This is a genomic window from Mycobacterium tilburgii, assembly GCF_902168065.1.
Classification (GTDB): domain Bacteria; phylum Actinomycetota; class Actinomycetes; order Mycobacteriales; family Mycobacteriaceae; genus Mycobacterium; species Mycobacterium tilburgii.
The window spans coordinates 24,312-40,104 of record NZ_LR655709.1 but is presented as its reverse complement, the minus strand read 5'-3'; the positions used below and the strand labels follow the sequence as shown (position 1 = coordinate 40,104).

Sequence of the window (15,793 nt, the reverse complement as noted above, 5' to 3'; positions counted from 1 at the left end):
CGCACGCGTTGCCGAGATCACGACGGCCCTGCTCGACCGTTTGGCGGGCAACCCGCGCCCCGACACCTGGTTACCGACTTCGCGAACGAACTGCCCGTCGCGGTCATCGCCGAGATCCTCGGGCTGCCAACCGATGCGCTTCCGCAGGTGCGGGACTGGGAATACAGCCTGGCCCCGCTACTGGATTGCGGTACCGACTGTGACGACCCGTTCGGTCGCGTGGCCGCCGGTGGCGAGTTAACCTAGCGGGAATTCGCCGCCAACGCAGCACTTTTGGTCGGCGCCGGGTTCGAACCACCGTAAACTTGATCGGCAACGGCATTGTCTTGCTTCTGAATCATCCTGACCAGTTGCCTTGCTACGCGAGGACCCGGGGTTGTGGCCGGCGGCGGTGGAGAAGATTTTGCGCTTCGAAAGTCCCGTGCAGATGCTGGTGCGCAGCGCGCGCCGGGACACCGAGATCGCGGGCACGCGCATCCGCCGCGGAGCGATGGTGGGGTTGTTGATGGGCGGCGCCAACCGCGATCCACGGGTCTTCACCGATCCCGACCGCTTCGACATCACCAGACCCAATGCGCGCGACCACCTGGCGTTCGGTTCCGGCATGCACGGCTGCCTGGGCGCGGCGCTGGCAGGAGTCGAAGGCGCCATCGCCCTGCGCACGTTGTTTGAGCGGTTCCCCGATCTGTCCCTCAGCGAGCAGCCGGAACGACTCGGCCTCGTCACACTGCGGCTCTCCGCCACGGTCTTGATGACCTGGGCCTCGGACATCGCCTGGTCCACCAGTGCGCATTCCCTCTTGCCGACATTGATCGCGACACTCGGGATCGGATAGGAAATCCCGGCCTTCTTTAACGCGGCCAGAACATCCGCATCCGAACCCGGATCGGCCTGCGCCGGCACGGCCAATGCGATCAGGGCGACAAGGTTCGCAAGCAATAATAAAGATTCCCCACATCAACCCATCGTGCTACGCGCTGGCGCCGCTGTCCTGTCGTGCCCACCTGTGCGCGTGGCTCGCCGGATCTCGCCGGACGCGTTCACGGCCGCCGGCATGATCGCCGCGGTCGCCGTCGCATAGCGAAGGCCGCATCGGCGCCTTTGCCGCCCAGATAGTAGGCTGGGCGCGGCGAGTCCAATGCGCCCTTGACCTCCGCGACCGCAGCGCCAACGGGGTTTGTTTGTGCCGTCTCCAGGGTACTCTGCACCATCCACGTCCATGACTCGAGGACGCCCGGGCGCGCCGAGGCCTCACACCTCGACCATATTATGGATGCCTTGTTCGGTGGCACGCCAGCGATCGCCGAAACCTTCGCCGAAGCCGGGTGGCAGCGGGCCTTCGGTTCGGGCAGGATATAGCAACAGGGCGGTCTGGCAGGTCCAGCTCGGCGCCGTCGTACAGCAGTTTGGCCTTGCCTTGAAACACCAGCAACCCCGGCCAGGCAACGAACTGTGAAAGGCCTTGCACCTGACCGTATTCCAGCGCGGAAGCACCGACCTGTGGTTGTTGATTCAGCACGTCAACATCGCGGATCCCAGCCCGGTCCAGGACTCGCACCAAGGTGCCGTGGCCCGCCGAGCCGACACTCGCGGAGACCTTGGACCAGGCCAGATCGTTCAGCGTGGTCGCCGCCGACTCGGACGCGACCACCACCATGTTCAGAGCATCCTTGGGGTTGTAGCCGGTGCTGGAGACGACCTCGGTTTTTCGCCAGCGGGTTGGCCTGCGTCTTGGAGCCGTTGAGCAGCACAGGGTAATCCCCCCATCGAGCCGATGTCGATCTTCTCGGCCAGCATCTGCGCGGTGATCGGGGCGCCCGTGTCGTAATACTGCCACCACACAGCGTATTTGATGCCGGTGCGGGTGGTGATGTCGGCCAGCCGGTGCTCCAGATAGCCTTGCACCCGTGAGGTAGATCAGGTCGAGGCTGAGCGGCAGATCGCCCAGGTAGCGCAGCCGCTCGATGAACACCGCCTACTCGCCAGGCGCCAGTCGCAGCCGGCGGGCGACCATCAGCTGCGCGACCACCGGCATGGCGGCGCGCACCTCGTTGCGGACCTCGCCGATGTGTTTGAAGGTCTTGTTGAGGCCCAGCAGCGAGTCGCTCCGGTGGTCGTACTTGCGTTGCGCGACGTGCATGCCGACCTTGGGTCCGCGGTCGATCAGGCCCTCGTGTTTGAGAATGCCCAGCGCCTCTCGAATGGTGTTGCGCGACACCCTGAATTCGGCCGCCGGAGCGCTTTTCGGACAGCAGGCCGTCCGGATAAGCCGCGGCGTGAATCTGGTGACGGAGCACATCGGCAACCCGACGGGCACGGTCGGCCCAGGGTCCCCCGATGGGTATCGCCTCCGCCACGCCGCCACGCTAACGCGGCTCAGCGGCCTGTTTCGGGGCCGCGGCCGGGCGCCCGCGGCGGCGGCCCGGCGCATTACTCCGGGTGCCCCTCACCGGCGACCAGCGCAAACCGCGACCCCGGCGGCTATTGCGCCACCTGGGCAAACGCACAGCCTTTGCGATCCCGGTGAGTCGAACCTCAGCACAAGCACCGGTCGGGATCAGCGCATGGTGTCTTCGAGATACCGGGGCTTGCAGGCCTGATATCCGCCGATGAGCAGCGCCGCGATGGTGACCACCAGAACGCCGAACGACGGCCCCCACCCGCCGCTGACCTGATGCAGGACTCCGAAAATCAACGGTCCGGCGCAGGCGACCATATAGCCGACCCCCTGGACGAAGCCCGACAGAGCCGTCGCTGCCGCCCCGGTGCGGCAGCGCAGATTCATCAACGTAAGCGCGCCGGCGAACGTACTCTGGCCCAGTCCGACGATCAGTACCCATAGCAGGGTCGCGGTCAGCGGAAGCCAGAGCAGTCCGGCAAAACCGATCAGGAAGCACACCGCGCAGCCGATTACGACGGGAAAGGGGTTGGCGAATCTGACAAACAACGCCGGCGTGAAAAACGCCGCGACCAGTCCGCTGATCGAAAACATCGCAACCATGGCACCACCGAGCGCCTCACTGCCACCGGCCGAGGTGATGATCTGAGGGATCCAGGTCAACAACGCATAGGTATTCAACGACGTCATCGCGAACACGACGGTCAGAGCCCAGGTGACGGGCGACCGCCACACGGCTGCAACGGTTTCCGATGATGCAGCACGATGCTCCACGGCGTCAGCCGCGCACGATCGAAAACTGATCATCCCCCATGGCAGCAGCGAGACGAGCGGGATCAGTGCCCACACCCCGAGCGATACCCTCCATCCCCGGGCGTCGGCGATGGGCACCGCAAGGGCAGCCGGAACTATGGTGCCCAACTGGATACACGACGTGTAAACCGCGCTCATCGACGCGACGCGATCGGCGAAGTAGCGCTTGATCAACGGTGGGATCACGATGTTGCCGATCCCCATTCCCGCCAGCGCAAGCGCCATAAACCCCAAGAGGCTGGCCGCGTCCGAGACCACCGATCGGGCGGCCGTCCCGACAGCGGTCGCGGCGGCCGCATACCAGGCCAAGCGCTCGAGCCCGATTCTGCGGCCCAGCGCCAGGCCGATGAATCCGACCAACGCGAACATCGCGGTCGGAAGCATCCCGAGGATCCCCGCGACGACACTACCGAAACCCAGGGCGCCGGAAACTCTCGATAGCAAGGGTGTCAGCGAGGTCACCGCGGCACGTAAAGCCAGCGAGAATAACACGATCGCCAGCAACACCGTGACCCGCCCGGCAAGCGGCGAACGCCCAGCAAAGGGCTTGACCTGGGCATCTACCATCGCAGACATCATTCCGATCCTCGGGAAGTATTCATCGAATCATTGGATGATGCGATGTATTAGTCAAACCGGCTACCATCAGGGTGTGCAAACCGTTCGACGCCAGACGCTCGCCGCGCAGGTCAGCGACCAGCTGCGCGACGAAATCACATCCGGACGCTGGCAGGTCGGTGAGCGTATCGCGACCGAACCGAAGCTGTGCGAAATGACCGGGGCATCGCGTCACACCGTGCGCGAAGCGGTGCAGGCGCTAGTGCACGCCGGAATGCTGGAACGGCGCCAAGGGTCGGGCACCTACGTGCTAAGCAACGACGAGCACGGCGGCGCGCTCGCCGAATACTTCGCGGCGGCCCGCGAACGTGACGTGCTGGAGCTGCGCGAGGCGTTGGAAGTCACCGCCACAGCACTGGCGGCGCAGCGACGCGACGCGACCGACATCGCGGAGTTAAGGGCCATACTCGCGCGGCGAAACGCATTGTGGCGCCGCGACCCGGACACTGAAGCCGAACGCGCCGAACTGATTTCCGCCGATGTGGCACTGCATCGAGCAATCGTTGCGGCCAGCCACAATGAGGTCTACCTAAACTTCTACGATCTGCTGGTACCGACACTGTGCCGATACGTCGAGATCCGGCCCGTCGGCCACGAAGCCTCGTATGAGGCCCAACACACCAAGTTGGTCGAGGCCGTTATCTCGGGCGATCCGAAACAGGCCGAAGCAGCCGCCCGGGTATTCATCTCGGTCCTGCGCGGGTAGCAAAAAGTCCTAGCACCGACAGGCGCGCCGTCGTTTTCTCGTCGTGCACGGACTCGTGAGTCGAACCTTAGAATAGAATTAAGTGCCGCATCAACGACAGCGCCCACTTGTTGTGCGGCGGATAGATGAACGTGGGATCCGGCCGGGCCGGTTTGGTCAGCATAGAGCGACGGTGGCTGAGCTTCTCGAAACCCCACCTGCCGTGGTAGGCGCCGATCCCGCTGGCACCGACGCCGCCGAACGGAAGCTGCGGCGTCGGGCAGTGCATCGCCACGTGGTTGATCACCGAGCCCCCGGACGGCATCCGATCCACCAGGTCGCGGCCGAGCCGGGACGACGCGGTAAAGACGTACACAGCCAGCGGCTTTGGTCTGCCGTTGACGAAGGCAACGGCGGCGTCGAGCGATTCGACGACCAACACCGGCAGGATCGGCCCGAAGATCTCCTCGGCCATCACCGGTTCGATGCGCAGCGCGGCCAGCCGGTCGAACTTGCGTACGTTGACGATGCGGACGTCCGAGGTGGCCTCCGACGACCGGAACTGGCGCAGGTATCCGGCCGATCCGTCCACCAGTTGCCCGGCGATCGTGTGGTCGGCCAGCACGTAATCCGGTGCGATGCAGGTCTGTACGGAGTTGAGCAGTTTCATCCAGGCGATCCGCCGCGCGGTCACGTCAATGTCCACGTCGGCGGTTACGATGACCGAGCTCTTGCCGCCGAGCTCGAGCGTGACGTGTCAAGGTCGGGGCGGCGGCGGCCATCACCTTGCGGCCGGCCTCGGTGCCGCCGGTGAACAACGCGTGGTCGAAGCCCGGGCGAGCAACTCCCGGGTCACCGACGCGTCACCCTCCACCACCCGGATAGCCTCGGGGTCAAGGTATTTCGGCAGCAGCCGGGCGAGCAGCGCCGAGGATTCCGGGGCGAACTTCGATGGTTTGACGACGACGCAGTTGCCGCGGCCACGGCCGCCACCAGTGGTGCCCAGGCACAGGTAGAACGGATAGTTCCACGCCCGATGATCAGCACGACGCCGAGCGGTTCGTATTGCACCCAGCCGCGGCCGGGTAGCTGCGCCAGTGGCAGCTAGACGCGCCAGCGCCAAACCCATTTCTGGAGGTTGACGCAGCGCGTAGACCGCTTCGGCGCGGGTCGAGACGATGTCGCCCAGCGACGTTTCCGCGGGTGTGCGGCCGAGGTCCGCCCCGCCAGCGCGTCGGCGATGGCGGCCTCCTGCTCGCAGACCAGCCGTTCGATGCCGCGCAGTTGCCGGCGGTGCCACTGCACCGGACCGGGTGCGGCCGGTGGCGAAGACCTCACGCGCACCGGCCAGGACTTGCGCTTCGCCCGCCGTGGGCGGGCTCTCCATGACGAGCATTGCTGACCTCCAGGTTGCGGGGACGGTCAGAAACGGATGAGGCCGCGCAGGTTGAGCCCCGTCGTGCATGTCTTCGAAGCCCGACGAGGAGGTCACCATGCAGACGTCGGGCATCCGCGCCGCGGGTCAGGGTAGCGCCTGGCTTTCTCGACCGTCGCGGCGCTGTGCGTGGCGCCGAACTGCCCGGACGCGGTGCGTTTGTATTCAACCGGGTCCAGCGCAATAATGTTGCGCCGGACCCGCAATCCGGGCGCCCTGCACCGCGTTCATGCAGATGCCGCCGACGCCCATCACCACCACGGTATCCCCGTCGCGCACCTCGCCGGTATGCACCGCGCTGCCGTAGCCGGTAGTCACCCCGCAGCCGACCAGCGCTGCGGTGTCCAACGCGGTGTCCTGGTCGACCTTTATCACCGACGAGGTGGGCACCACGGTGTACTCCGAAAATGTTCCGAGGACTCACATTTGGCTGAGGTCCTGGCCTTTGGCGTGGAAACGGAAGGTGCCGTCGAGCTGCGGGCCGGCGACGATCGCCGCGCCTTGGACACACAGGTTGCTCATCCCGCGCGCACGGCACGCAGCGTCCGCAGGCCGGAATGAAGCTGAGCACCACCGAGTCGCCCTCGGCCACCTCGGTGACGCCGGGGCCCACCTCAACGACAACCCCGGCGCCCTCGTGGCCGCCCCCCACCACCGGCATCCACATCGGCATGTCACCGGTGACCAGGGGTCGTCGGAATGACACAGGCCGGTGGCTACGAGCTGGACCATGACCTCGGCGTGTTTGGGCCCATCCGGGTCTACCTCTTCGATTTCCCACTTCTGGTGCCCCCCACAGCACCGCGGCTTTCGTCTTCATCGGTCGGTGTTCCCCTCCGGTGTCCAGGTGGCGGGCAGGCGCTTGATGCCGTTGATGAAGTTGGCGACCAGGAAGTCTGGCTCGGGCGTGTCGATATCGGGGATGCGGGTGTAGACCTCGGTCAGCAGCGACTTGAGCATGGTGCGGGCGAGCGCGTTCCGCCATGGACTTCGCCCGGAACGAGCGAGCGGACAGGTCAATGTCGCGGTGCGTCGGGGTCAGCGCGGTGGTCATCACGGTCCTTCCGTTCGGGCCGCCCGGTGCATCGATTCGGCCGTGGCCCCCATCACATGCTCGCCCGGCAGTGACGCGCGCAGCACCGGCGCGCGTGCCAAAGCGTGGCCTGTGCGGGCCAATCGCACAGTCGGTGGGAATGATGACGGTCGCGGCCAAACCGCCGCCGTCACGGGCCGAGAACGTCAGCCGGCCTGTTGTACTGCACCAAAATCTGGATTCAACACCACCACCTGCGCGCTGTCATCGGGCAGGTGGTGGTGTCCGGAGCGGCCAGGATGCACTGCCCATGGCTCTTCGCAGAGGGTGTAGTCGACGGTGACGTGCATGAGTGTCTCCCAGGTCGAATCTGCTGCTGCGGCAAGTATTGCGCCGTTTCCCCGGGCAGCGGCGCCCGTGCGCGCCAACGGTGGCCTGGCGTGCCACAGAACGCCTCAGGCGTCTTCGCCGACCGACTGCCGGACCCGGTCCCCGTTGCACGCCCCGTTGAGCACCGAGGTGTCCGCGGGTAACTCGAACGACGGGAACGCGGTGCCCACGGCGGCGGCCGCCGCGCTGCGCCTCCAGCCGGGCCAGCGCCTCCTGGGTGAACACCGACAAGTCGAATTCCGGGTTGTAGCGGTGGATTTCCTTCACGTCGAGCTGCGCCAGAAAGTACAGGATCTCCTTGGACACCACATGACCCGGAGCCAGCACCGGGAAGCCCGGCGGGTAGGGCACCACGTGGCTTGAACGCGACGTCGAACTCGCTGAAAGTCGGGCAGGTGTGGACAGGTCCTCGGTGAGTTCCTCGACCCGCCGTTGGTGCAGCGTCCAGTCGGCGGCACTGGCCAGCTCCCGCTTCCCGGTCGAGGTCGGTCGCCAGCCAGCGCAGCACGTCGAGCAGATGGTGCACGCTCGACCAGGTAACGCCGATGGTGAAGATCAGCAGCACACTGTTGATTGACGTCTTGTTGATCTGAATCCCGAACCGCTCCATCAGGATCTTCTCGCCGAAGTCACACCCGTTCATCCCGGTCTTACCCAGGAACAAGCGTGACGCGCGTCGGGTCCAGCACGAACTGTTCGGAGCGCCACACCTCGTTTCACTCGGCCAGCGCGCCCTGCCGCACCTCCCGGTACGAGCTGACCGCCGAGGCTCGGAATTCCTCGGGCACCAAGTCGGATTCGTCGAGAATGCGGAACCACTTGTTGATCAAGCGGTCCTTGCGGAGCCGATGCCGGAACACCAGCGCCATGTCGTAGACCTTCCGAACCAGCTGGAATCCCTCGATGTCGACCTGCCGGCGGGCCAGATCCAGCGAGGCGAGCAGCCGCTGGTTCGGCGACGTCGAGGTGTGGGTCAAAAAACGCCTCACCGAACGCGTCGCGGGCCCGCGAATTGAAATCCGGTCCCACACATGGATCATCGACGCCTGCCGGAACGCCGACAGGGATTTGTGGGTGGAGTGTCGCGTACACCCGCACCCGCGCACGGTCCGGGTCGGGCAACAGCCGGCGGTTCACCCACTCCGATCGCGGGACGTATTCCGGTGACGCCGGCATCTGCTCGAGACGCTCCGCGGCGACCACCGCCGTCCATTGCCGGCCCACGACACCGCGGTGGCGAAGGCGTACCACCCTCGTCCCACAGGAAGCAGATATCCGGCTTGATCGCCAGCACCTCCTCCATCACCCGCTGCGGGTTGTAGACCACACCGTCGAAGATGCAGTTGGTGAACAACAGCATGCGCACCTTATCTAGCTGTCCGGCCTCTTCGAGTTAGAGCAGCGCCTTCTTGATCGTCTGCAGCGGCACGGCACCGTAGATGGCGAATTGCGGCAACGGACAGGCGTCCAGGTACAGCGGGTAGGCCCCGGCCAGCACCAGACCATAGTGGTGCGACTTGTGGCAGTTGCGGTCGATCAGGACGATGTCGCCGGGCCGGGTCAGGGACTGCACCACGATCTTGTTGGCCGTAAGTGCAGTTCCATTGTTATCCGGTCCGGCCAGCCGGGGTGATCTTTTTGCCCAGGATCGACGGGATGCTCAGCGCTCGGTGTCGTCGCCGTCGCCGACCCGTCGACCGGCGCGGGAGTTGTCCATCCACCGCAGCATCGGCAGGCCCCGGCCCCGCGCCGGCAGTTCGGCGACGTCGGACAGCGACCGCACGACGGCCTGGGTGAGACCCATCAGGGGTAACAGCGCCTGCAGCGGTTTGGCCGCCGACCGCACGGTGCTGATGTGGCGGGCGACGACCAGCCGCTCGATGCAATGGTACAGCCAGGCGCCCACGTCCAGCGCGTAGATCGACGCCGCCGACGCGACGATGGTCAGCCCGTAGGCAGCACAGCTCACCGCGCCCAGCACCACCGTAGAGGCGAGGACGACGGCAACCAGGGCGCGGAGCTCCAGCCTGTTCACGTTTCCTGGCGGCCCCGCACGGCCTGGGCCGCCAGCCGAATCTGCGGCGTCACCAGCATGACCTGGCCGAGCACGCCATTGATGAAGCCCGGCGACTCGTCGGTGGACAGCTCCTTGGCCAGCTGCACTGCCTCATCGACGGCGACTGGCTCCGGCACGTCGTCGGCATGCAGCAGCTCCCACACGGCGACGCGCAGAATTGCGCGGTCGACCGCGGGCAGCCGGTCCAACGTCCAGCTTTGCAGGTGGCTGCTAATCAGGTCATCGATGTGCGAGAGCTGGTCGCCGACGCCCCGGGCCACCGCGACCGTGTAGGGGTGCAACGGCTTCACGTCGGGATTCGATCGGGCCAGCGCGGTGCGGGCGTCAGCCACCTCGGCGGGACTCAAACCGCGCGCCTCGGCTTCGAACAGCAGGTCCACGGCGCGCTTGCGGGCGTGGTGACGTCCTTTGGCGGGCCTCGGCGGTTTACCGTCCGGCATGGTCAGCTGTTGACCCGGCCCAGATAACTGCCGTCGCGCGAATCCACCTTCAGCTTGTCACCGGTGTTGATGAACAGCGGCACCTGTAGCTCCGCGCCCGTCTCAACGGTCGCCGGCTTGGTCCCGGCGCTGGACCGGTCGCCCTGCAGGCCGGGCTCGGTGTGGGTGACCACGAGCTCGACCGACACCGGCAATTCGAGGTACAGCGGGGCGCCGTCGTGGAAGGCGATCTGCACCGGCAAGCCCTCCAACAGAAACCGGGCCGCGTCGCCGACCAGGGACTCCCGCAGCGGGTACTGCTCGTAGTCCTGGCTGTCCATGAACACGAAGTCCGACCCGTCGCGGTACAGGTACGTCGCGTCGCGGCGGTCAACGGTCGCGGTGTCGACCTTGACGCCGGCGTTGTAGGTCTTGTCGACGACCTTGCCCGACAGCACGTTCTTCAGCTTGGTGCGCACGAAGGCCGGGCCCTTGCCCGGTTTGACGTGCTGGAACTCGGTGATCTGCCACAGCTGGCCGTCGATCACCAGCACCAGTCCGTTCTTGAAGTCGGCAGTCGTTGCCACAGTCGGTCTATCTCCTACAGAATGACGAATTTTCCGGCCCGAGCCAGGCCCGGAGTGGAGCTTACGCGCTGCCCACACCACCAGCTAAGTCAGAACCGCCACAGGTCCCTGGGGAACCGGGTCAGCAGGTCCGGCGTGGTGGTCGCGTGCGCGCCCTCGGACCCCACGACCAGGGTGTCCTCGATGCGCACACCGCCGCGGCCGGGCAGGTACACGCCGGGCTCGACCGTCACCACGGAGCCGGCCAGCAGCGTCCCGGTCGAGGTCGCGCCGATCCCCGGCGCCTCGTGAATCTCCAGCCCCACCCCGTGTCCCAGGCCATGACCGAAGTGATCGCCGTACCCCGCGTCGGCGATCAGCTGGCGCGCCGCGCAGTCCACGTCGCGCAGATCGGCGCCCGGCCGCAACGCCTCGCGCCCGGCCCGCTGCGCCTCGGCGACCAGCTGATAGATCTCCAGCTGCCAGTCCGCGGCCTTCCCCAGAACAAAGGTGCGGGTCATGTCCGAGTGATACCCGGCGACCAGTGCACCGAAGTCGATCTTGACGAAATCACCGTCGGCGAGCACCGCGTCGGTGGGCCGGTGATGCGGGATCGCCGAGTGCGGGCCCGCCGCCACGATCGTCTCGAACGAGATTCCGTCGGCGCCGTGGTCGAGCATCAACGCCTCGAGCTCGCGGCTCACCTGGCGTTCGGTCCGGCCGGGCCGCAGACTGCCGCGGGCCACCAGGTCGTTCAGCGCGGCGTCGGCGGCCTCGCAGGCCAGCCGCAGCAGCGCCACCTCGCCGGCGTCTTTGATCTCGCGCGGCGTCTCGACCGCCCCGGCGGCACGCACCAACTCGGTCTTGCCGCCGTGCTCGTCCACCTCACCGCGCAGCGCGTCAAAGCCGTCCACCGTCACCACGTTGCTTTCGAAGCCCAGCTTGCTCACGTTCGCGTCGGCCGCGCGACCGGCCAGATAGCGGGCCACGGCGCGTTCGATCGCGACTTCGAGGTCGGATGCCTGTTCGGCGGCCTGGGTGCGGTAGCGGCCGTCGGTGGCCAAAACGGCTTCGCGATCGTCGGCGAACACCAGCAACGCGCCGTTGGAGCCGGAGAAACCGGATAGATAGCAGACGTTGTTCAGGTCCGTGACCAGCATCGCGTCCAGCCCGCTGGCACCGATCTGGGTTTTTAGCTTGTCTCGACGCTGGGAATGTGTCACGACACACGACGGTACTCGCTACGCTGATTGCCCATGGGTAACTGGATGGTGCGGGGATTGGCGTTCGCTGCGGCGATGGTGGTCGTCCGGTTGTTTCAGGGGACAATCATCAACACATGGCAAACGCAGGCCGGGCTGGTGAGCCCGGTACTGCTGCTCCTCTTCATCGTCAGCGTGATCGTGTGGGGCCTGCTGGACGGCCGCGCCGACGCCCGGGCCAACGCCGATCCGGACCGCCGCGCCGACCTGGCGATGACGTGGCTGCTGGCCGGCCTGGTCGCCGGGGTGCACAGCGGCGCCGTGTCCTGGCTCATCGCGTTGTTCTACAAAGGCCTCTACACCGGCGGCCTAATCAACGAGGTGACGACGTTCGCTGCGTTCACCGCGCTGTGCGTGTTCGTGCCCGGCATCGTCGGGGTGGCCGTCGGTCGCTGGCGGGTGGACCGCAATCCCCCGGCCGACCGCCCAGCCGGGCCCGACGCCGAACGGGGTGACACCGACGTGTTCGCCGCGGCCCGTGCCGACGAGGCGCCGACCGGCGAGATCCCGGCACAGCGCGCCGACGCAGGCGGAAGCCCCGACCTCGTCGGTTGCCACGGCCGAGTGCGCCCCACCGACCGAGACGATCCCGACCGGCCCGTGGGGCGCACCCACTGAATCGATTTCCACCGGTACCGATGACTCCAAACCGAGGTGATCCGCACCGACACCGACGCCGACAAGAGGGACTAACCGCTAGTCTTTCGCCGTCTCGGCCAGGTAGCGCAGCGCCAGCAGGTAACCCTGGACGCCCAGCCCGACGATCACTCCGGTCGCGACGGGGCTCAGATACGAGTGGCGCCGAAACTCTTCGCGCGCATGCACATTGGAGATATGCACCTCGATCAGCGGTGCGCGCAGCTCAGCACAGGCATCGCGCAGCGCCACCGACGTGTGGGTCAGACCACCGGCGTTGAGGATCACCGGTTCTCCCGCGTCCGCGGCAGCGTGAATCCAGTCCAGCAGCTCGGCTTCGCTATCGCTTTGCCGAACAACGGATTTCAAGCCCAATTCGGTGGCCTCACGTTCGATGCGCGCGGCCAGCTGCTGGTGCGTGGTGTCGCCGTAGACCTCCGGCTCGCGCCGGCCCAGCCGGCCCAGGTTCGGTCCGTTGAGGACATGGACCGTCGTGCTCATGGCGCACACACTCCCGCGTAGGCCGTCACCAGCAGGCCCGGGTCCGGGCCGACCAGCCGGGCCGGTTTGGCCAGCCCTTCCAGAACCACGAACCGCAGCACACCGGCGCGGGTCTTCTTGTCCCGCGCCATGTATTCCAGCAGCTGGGGCAATGCGTCGGGGTCGTAGCTGACGGGCAGACCCAGCGCGGTCAGGATGCGGCGATGGCGCGCGGCAGTGTCGTCGTCGAGCCGTCCGGTGAGCCGGGCGAGTTCGGCGGCGAACACCAGACCCACCGACACGGCGGTGCCGTGCCGCCATTGGTAGCGTTCGCGGCGTTCGATGGCGTGCGCCAAAGTGTGGCCGTAGTTGAGGATTTCGCGCAGCTCGGATTCCTTCTCGTCGGCGGCGACCACCTCGGCCTTGACGGCGATAGCGCGCCGGATCAGCTCGGACAGCACGTCACCGCGCGGATCCAGCGCCGCGTCGGGATCGGCCTCGATGAGGTCCAGGATCACCGGGTCGGCGATGAACCCGGCCTTCACGATCTCGGCCATTCCCGCGATGATCTCATTGCGGGGCAACGTTTCCAGGGTGGCGAGATCGACCAGGACGGCCAGCGGCTGGTGGAATGCGCCGACCAGGTTTTTGCCTGCGTCGGTGTTGATGCCCGTCTTGCCGCCCATCGCCGCGTCGACCATGCCCAGCAGCGTCGTCGGCACGTGCACGATCGAGACACCCCGCAGCCAGGTGGCCGCGGCGAAACCCGCGACGTCGGTGGCCGCCCCGCCACCGAGGCTGACCAAGGCATCCTTGCGACCAATTCCGGTGCGGCCCAACACTTCCCAGATGAACCCGATGACGGGCAACTCCTTGCCGGCTTCGGCGTCGGGAATCTCGATGCGGTGCGCGTCGACGCCCTTGTCGGCCAGGTAGGCGCGCATCGCCTCGGCCGTCTGCGCCAGCACCGGCTGGTGCAGGATCGCGACCCGGTGCCGGTCACCGAGCAGCTCGCCCAGCTCGGTGAGCAGTCGGGTGCCGATCACCACCGGGTAGGGTGGATCGACGGCCACCTGCACGGTGACCGGTTCACGGGTTTCAGTCATGTAGTCGCCTTGGACTGGTGGGTGTCGGGCAGGCGGGACGTGATGTAACGCACCACCGCCCCCGGGTTGCGGCGATTGGTGTCGATCCGAAGGGTCGCCACCCGCCGGTACAGCGGAGTTCGTTCCGACATCAGGGCGCGGTATTTCTCGGCCCGGTTCGCACCGTTCAGCAGGGGCCGGTCCGAGGTGCTGCCGGTGCGCCGGATGCCTTCGCGCACAACGATTTCCAGGTAGATTACGGTATGATCGGCCAGCGCCTCGCACACCCCCGGGCTGGTGACCGCCCCGCCGCCCAGCGAGACCACCCCGTCGTGGCCAGCCAGCGCCGCGCGCACCACGGCTTCTTCGATACGGCGGAATTCCGGCTCCCCGTCGGTGGCGAAGATCTCCGGGATGGTGCGACCGGTCTGCTCCTCGATCAGTGCGTCGGTGTCGACATAGCCGACGCCCAACGCCTTGGCCAGCCGGCGCCCAATGGTCGACTTGCCCGACCCCGGTAATCCGACGAGCACAGCCCTGGGTGTCACGGTGCCTACCCGGACGCCCGGGCGCGTGCCGCCGGTGCTTCGTGCTCGACGACCGCGCGCTGGTAGGCCTCGATGTTGCGCCGGGTCTCGGCCAGCGAGTCGCCGCCGAACTTGTCCAGCGCGGCCCGGGCCAACACCAGCGCCACCATGGTCTCGACGACGACGCCGGCGGCCGGCACCGCGCACATGTCGGACCGCTGGTGGATCGCGACGGTCTCGTCGCCGGTGGCCATGTCGACGGTGGCCAGCGCCCGCGGCACCGTCGAGATGGGCTTCATTGCCGCCCGCACCCGCACCGCCTGGCCGTTGGTCATGCCGCCTTCCAGGCCGCCGGCCCGGTTGGTGGAGCGGACCACCCCGTCCGGACCGGGGTACATCTCGTCGTGGGCCTGGCTGCCGCGCCGGCGCGCCGTGGCAAAGCCGTCGCCGATTTCTACACCCTTGATCGCCTGGACGCCCATCACGGCGGCCGCCAGCTGGCTGTCCAGCCGGTTGTCGCCGCTGGTGAACGAGCCCAGCCCAATCGGCAGGCCCAGCGCGACGACCTCCACCACCCCGCCGAGGGTGTCGCCGTCCTTCTTGGCGGCCTCGATCTCGGCGATCATCGCCTCCTCGGCCGCCTTGTCGAAGGCACGCACCGGGCTGGCGTCGATGGCGGCCAGGTCGCCGGGCCCTGGCGGCGAACCCTCGTAGGGCTGCGACGGGCCGATCGACACGACGTGGGAAAGCACCTCGACGCCGAGCGCCTGGCGCAGAAACGACCGAGCGACGGTCCCCGCCGCGACGCGTGCGGCGGTCTCGCGGGCGCTGGCGCGTTCCAGCACCGGCCGGGCGTCGTCGAAGCCGTACTTGAGCATGCCGGCGTAGTCGGCGTGGCCGGGCCGCGGCCGGGTGAGCGGCGCGTTGCGGGCCGAGTTCTCCAGGTCGGCCGGGTCGACCGGATCGGCCGCCATAACGGTCTCCCACTTCGGCCACTCGGTGTTGCCGATCTCGATCGCGATCGGCCCGCCCAGGGTCACGCCGTGGCGCACCCCTGCCAGCACCGTCACTACGTCCCGCTCGAAGGCCATTCGGGCGCCACGGCCGTACCCGAGGCGGCGGCGGGCCAACTGGTCGGCGATTTCGGTGGAAGTGACCTCCACACCGGCGACCATGCCTTCGACCACGGCGACCAGCGCGCGGCCATGCGACTCCCCGGCAGTGATCCAACGCAACACAAGAGCCATTGTCCCACGGGGTACTGCGCGGACGTAAATCCGCGCGGCGCCCGGCGGCCCGGGGTCAGAGCGACAGCACCGCCGCGGCCGCGGTGACCAGCACGGCGACGGCGCCGGGCAACGTCAACCAG

At 67.3% G+C, this 15,793-nt stretch carries 17 protein-coding genes and 6 pseudogenes; 3 read left to right on the top strand and 20 right to left on the bottom strand.

Features of this window, described 5'->3' with window-relative positions; genetic code table 11:
• Positions 1-427: 427 nt before the first annotated feature.
• Positions 428-835, top strand: a complete 408-nt coding sequence (locus FQ389_RS19755) for a cytochrome P450 (protein WP_407662837.1) — start codon at positions 428-430, stop codon at positions 833-835.
• On the opposite strand, the pseudogene FQ389_RS22380 reads toward FQ389_RS19755, so the two are convergent.
• The 4 genes and pseudogenes from FQ389_RS22380 to FQ389_RS09875 all read right to left on the bottom strand — a co-directional run.
• Positions 793-903, bottom strand: a pseudogene (locus tag FQ389_RS22380) (DUF732 domain-containing protein); the annotation flags it as partial. The gene FQ389_RS19755 and the pseudogene FQ389_RS22380 overlap by 43 nt on opposite strands.
• A 469-nt stretch (positions 904-1,372) precedes the next feature.
• Positions 1,373-1,908: pseudogene (locus FQ389_RS09885) on the bottom strand (ABC transporter substrate-binding protein); the annotation flags it as partial.
• Positions 1,907-2,357, bottom strand: a pseudogene (locus FQ389_RS09880) (GntR family transcriptional regulator); the annotation flags it as partial. The pseudogenes FQ389_RS09880 and FQ389_RS09885, both read right to left, overlap by 2 nt.
• Positions 2,358-2,557: 200 nt before the next feature.
• A complete protein-coding gene (locus tag FQ389_RS09875; protein ID WP_144207181.1) occupies positions 2,558-3,787 on the bottom strand; it encodes an MFS transporter in 1,230 nt (409 codons plus the stop codon).
• Positions 3,788-3,824: 37 nt separating this feature from the next.
• Between FQ389_RS09875 and FQ389_RS09870 the strand changes: the two genes are divergently transcribed.
• On the top strand, positions 3,825-4,535 hold the full coding sequence (locus FQ389_RS09870) for a FadR/GntR family transcriptional regulator (RefSeq protein ID WP_144207178.1): 711 nt from the start codon (positions 3,825-3,827) through the stop codon (positions 4,533-4,535).
• Positions 4,536-4,602: 67 nt separating this feature from the next.
• On the opposite strand, the gene FQ389_RS19750 is transcribed toward FQ389_RS09870, so the two are convergent.
• The 12 genes and pseudogenes from FQ389_RS19750 to FQ389_RS09825 form a co-directional block, all read right to left on the bottom strand.
• Positions 4,603-4,989 carry an aldehyde dehydrogenase family protein gene (locus tag FQ389_RS19750; protein WP_260860647.1) on the bottom strand — a complete coding sequence of 129 codons (387 nt, stop codon included), beginning with the start codon at positions 4,987-4,989 and terminating at the stop codon, positions 4,603-4,605.
• Between the two features lie 84 nt (positions 4,990-5,073).
• Positions 5,074-5,901: pseudogene (locus FQ389_RS22375) on the bottom strand (aldehyde dehydrogenase family protein); the annotation flags it as partial.
• 149 nt (positions 5,902-6,050) lie between these two features.
• Positions 6,051-6,769 (bottom strand): annotated as a pseudogene (locus FQ389_RS09860) (alcohol dehydrogenase catalytic domain-containing protein); the annotation flags it as partial.
• Positions 6,766-6,909 carry a hypothetical protein gene (locus FQ389_RS09855; RefSeq protein ID WP_260860644.1) on the bottom strand — a complete coding sequence of 48 codons (144 nt, stop codon included), beginning with the start codon at positions 6,907-6,909 and terminating at the stop codon, positions 6,766-6,768. The pseudogene FQ389_RS09860 and the gene FQ389_RS09855, both read right to left, overlap by 4 nt.
• Before the next feature lie 337 nt (positions 6,910-7,246).
• Complete coding sequence (locus FQ389_RS19740) at positions 7,247-7,723, bottom strand: hypothetical protein (protein WP_260860643.1); 477 nt, start codon at positions 7,721-7,723, stop codon at positions 7,247-7,249.
• Between the two features lie 365 nt (positions 7,724-8,088).
• Positions 8,089-8,412 carry a hypothetical protein gene (locus tag FQ389_RS19735; protein WP_260860642.1) on the bottom strand — a complete coding sequence of 108 codons (324 nt, stop codon included), beginning with the start codon at positions 8,410-8,412 and terminating at the stop codon, positions 8,089-8,091.
• Positions 8,409-8,732 (bottom strand): hypothetical protein, encoded by a 324-nt coding sequence (locus FQ389_RS19730; RefSeq protein WP_260860641.1) that lies wholly within the window; start codon positions 8,730-8,732, stop codon positions 8,409-8,411. Before FQ389_RS19730 ends, FQ389_RS19735 begins: the two co-directional genes overlap by 4 nt.
• Before the next feature lie 33 nt (positions 8,733-8,765).
• Positions 8,766-8,948, bottom strand: a complete 183-nt coding sequence (locus FQ389_RS19725) for a PLP-dependent aminotransferase family protein (protein ID WP_260860640.1) — start codon at positions 8,946-8,948, stop codon at positions 8,766-8,768.
• An 84-nt stretch (positions 8,949-9,032) separates the two neighbouring features.
• A complete protein-coding gene (locus FQ389_RS09840) occupies positions 9,033-9,407 on the bottom strand; it encodes an antitermination protein NusB (RefSeq protein WP_144207175.1) in 375 nt (124 codons plus the stop codon).
• Positions 9,404-9,889, bottom strand: coding sequence for a transcription antitermination factor NusB (gene nusB, locus FQ389_RS09835; protein WP_144207172.1), 486 nt, complete (start codon positions 9,887-9,889; stop codon positions 9,404-9,406). Before nusB ends, FQ389_RS09840 begins: the two co-directional genes overlap by 4 nt.
• A gap of 2 nt (positions 9,890-9,891) precedes the next feature.
• The gene (gene efp, locus FQ389_RS09830; protein WP_144207169.1) at positions 9,892-10,455 is read right to left on the bottom strand and encodes an elongation factor P; all 564 of its coding nucleotides are present in this window, start codon (positions 10,453-10,455) and stop codon (positions 9,892-9,894) included.
• A gap of 89 nt (positions 10,456-10,544) precedes the next feature.
• Positions 10,545-11,657, bottom strand: coding sequence for an aminopeptidase P family protein (locus tag FQ389_RS09825; protein ID WP_144207166.1), 1,113 nt, complete (start codon positions 11,655-11,657; stop codon positions 10,545-10,547).
• A 33-nt stretch (positions 11,658-11,690) separates the two neighbouring features.
• Here FQ389_RS09825 and FQ389_RS09820 point away from each other — a divergent pair.
• Positions 11,691-12,354 (top strand): annotated as a pseudogene (locus FQ389_RS09820) (B-4DMT family transporter).
• A 38-nt stretch (positions 12,355-12,392) separates the two neighbouring features.
• Here FQ389_RS09820 and aroQ read toward each other — a convergent pair.
• From aroQ to aroC, 4 genes are read right to left on the bottom strand one after another with little or no spacing between them, the layout of a single operon-like run.
• The gene (aroQ, locus tag FQ389_RS09815) at positions 12,393-12,833 is read right to left on the bottom strand and encodes a type II 3-dehydroquinate dehydratase (RefSeq protein ID WP_144207163.1); all 441 of its coding nucleotides are present in this window, start codon (positions 12,831-12,833) and stop codon (positions 12,393-12,395) included.
• On the bottom strand, positions 12,830-13,918 hold the full coding sequence (aroB, locus tag FQ389_RS09810; RefSeq protein WP_144207158.1) for a 3-dehydroquinate synthase: 1,089 nt from the start codon (positions 13,916-13,918) through the stop codon (positions 12,830-12,832). Before aroB ends, aroQ begins: the two co-directional genes overlap by 4 nt.
• The gene (locus tag FQ389_RS09805) at positions 13,915-14,445 is read right to left on the bottom strand and encodes a shikimate kinase (protein ID WP_144207155.1); all 531 of its coding nucleotides are present in this window, start codon (positions 14,443-14,445) and stop codon (positions 13,915-13,917) included. Before FQ389_RS09805 ends, aroB begins: the two co-directional genes overlap by 4 nt.
• A 5-nt stretch (positions 14,446-14,450) precedes the next feature.
• Entirely contained in the window at positions 14,451-15,662 is a 1,212-nt protein-coding gene (aroC, locus tag FQ389_RS09800; RefSeq protein ID WP_144207152.1) for a chorismate synthase, read from the bottom strand.
• Between the last annotated feature and the right edge of the window lie 131 nt (positions 15,663-15,793).

Bases quoted from the DNA above. Each gene is read 5' to 3' on its own strand.
- FQ389_RS19755 (WP_407662837.1), top strand. From the start codon at position 428: ATGCTGGTGCGCAGCGCGCGCCGGGACACCGAGATCGCGGGCACGCGC.
- FQ389_RS09875 (WP_144207181.1), bottom strand. From the start codon at position 3,787: ATGTCTGCGATGGTAGATGCCCAGGTCAAGCCCTTTGCTGGGCGTTCG.
- FQ389_RS09870 (WP_144207178.1), top strand. From the start codon at position 3,825: ATGATGCGATGTATTAGTCAAACCGGCTACCATCAGGGTGTGCAAACC.
- FQ389_RS19750 (WP_260860647.1), bottom strand. From the start codon at position 4,989: ATGGCCGAGGAGATCTTCGGGCCGATCCTGCCGGTGTTGGTCGTCGAA.
- FQ389_RS09855 (WP_260860644.1), bottom strand. From the start codon at position 6,909: ATGCTCAAGTCGCTGCTGACCGAGGTCTACACCCGCATCCCCGATATC.
- FQ389_RS19735 (WP_260860642.1), bottom strand. From the start codon at position 8,412: ATGATCCATGTGTGGGACCGGATTTCAATTCGCGGGCCCGCGACGCGT.
- FQ389_RS19730 (WP_260860641.1), bottom strand. From the start codon at position 8,732: ATGCTGTTGTTCACCAACTGCATCTTCGACGGTGTGGTCTACAACCCG.
- nusB (WP_144207172.1), bottom strand. From the start codon at position 9,889: ATGCCGGACGGTAAACCGCCGAGGCCCGCCAAAGGACGTCACCACGCC.
- aroQ (WP_144207163.1), bottom strand. From the start codon at position 12,833: ATGAGCACGACGGTCCATGTCCTCAACGGACCGAACCTGGGCCGGCTG.
- aroB (WP_144207158.1), bottom strand. From the start codon at position 13,918: ATGACTGAAACCCGTGAACCGGTCACCGTGCAGGTGGCCGTCGATCCA.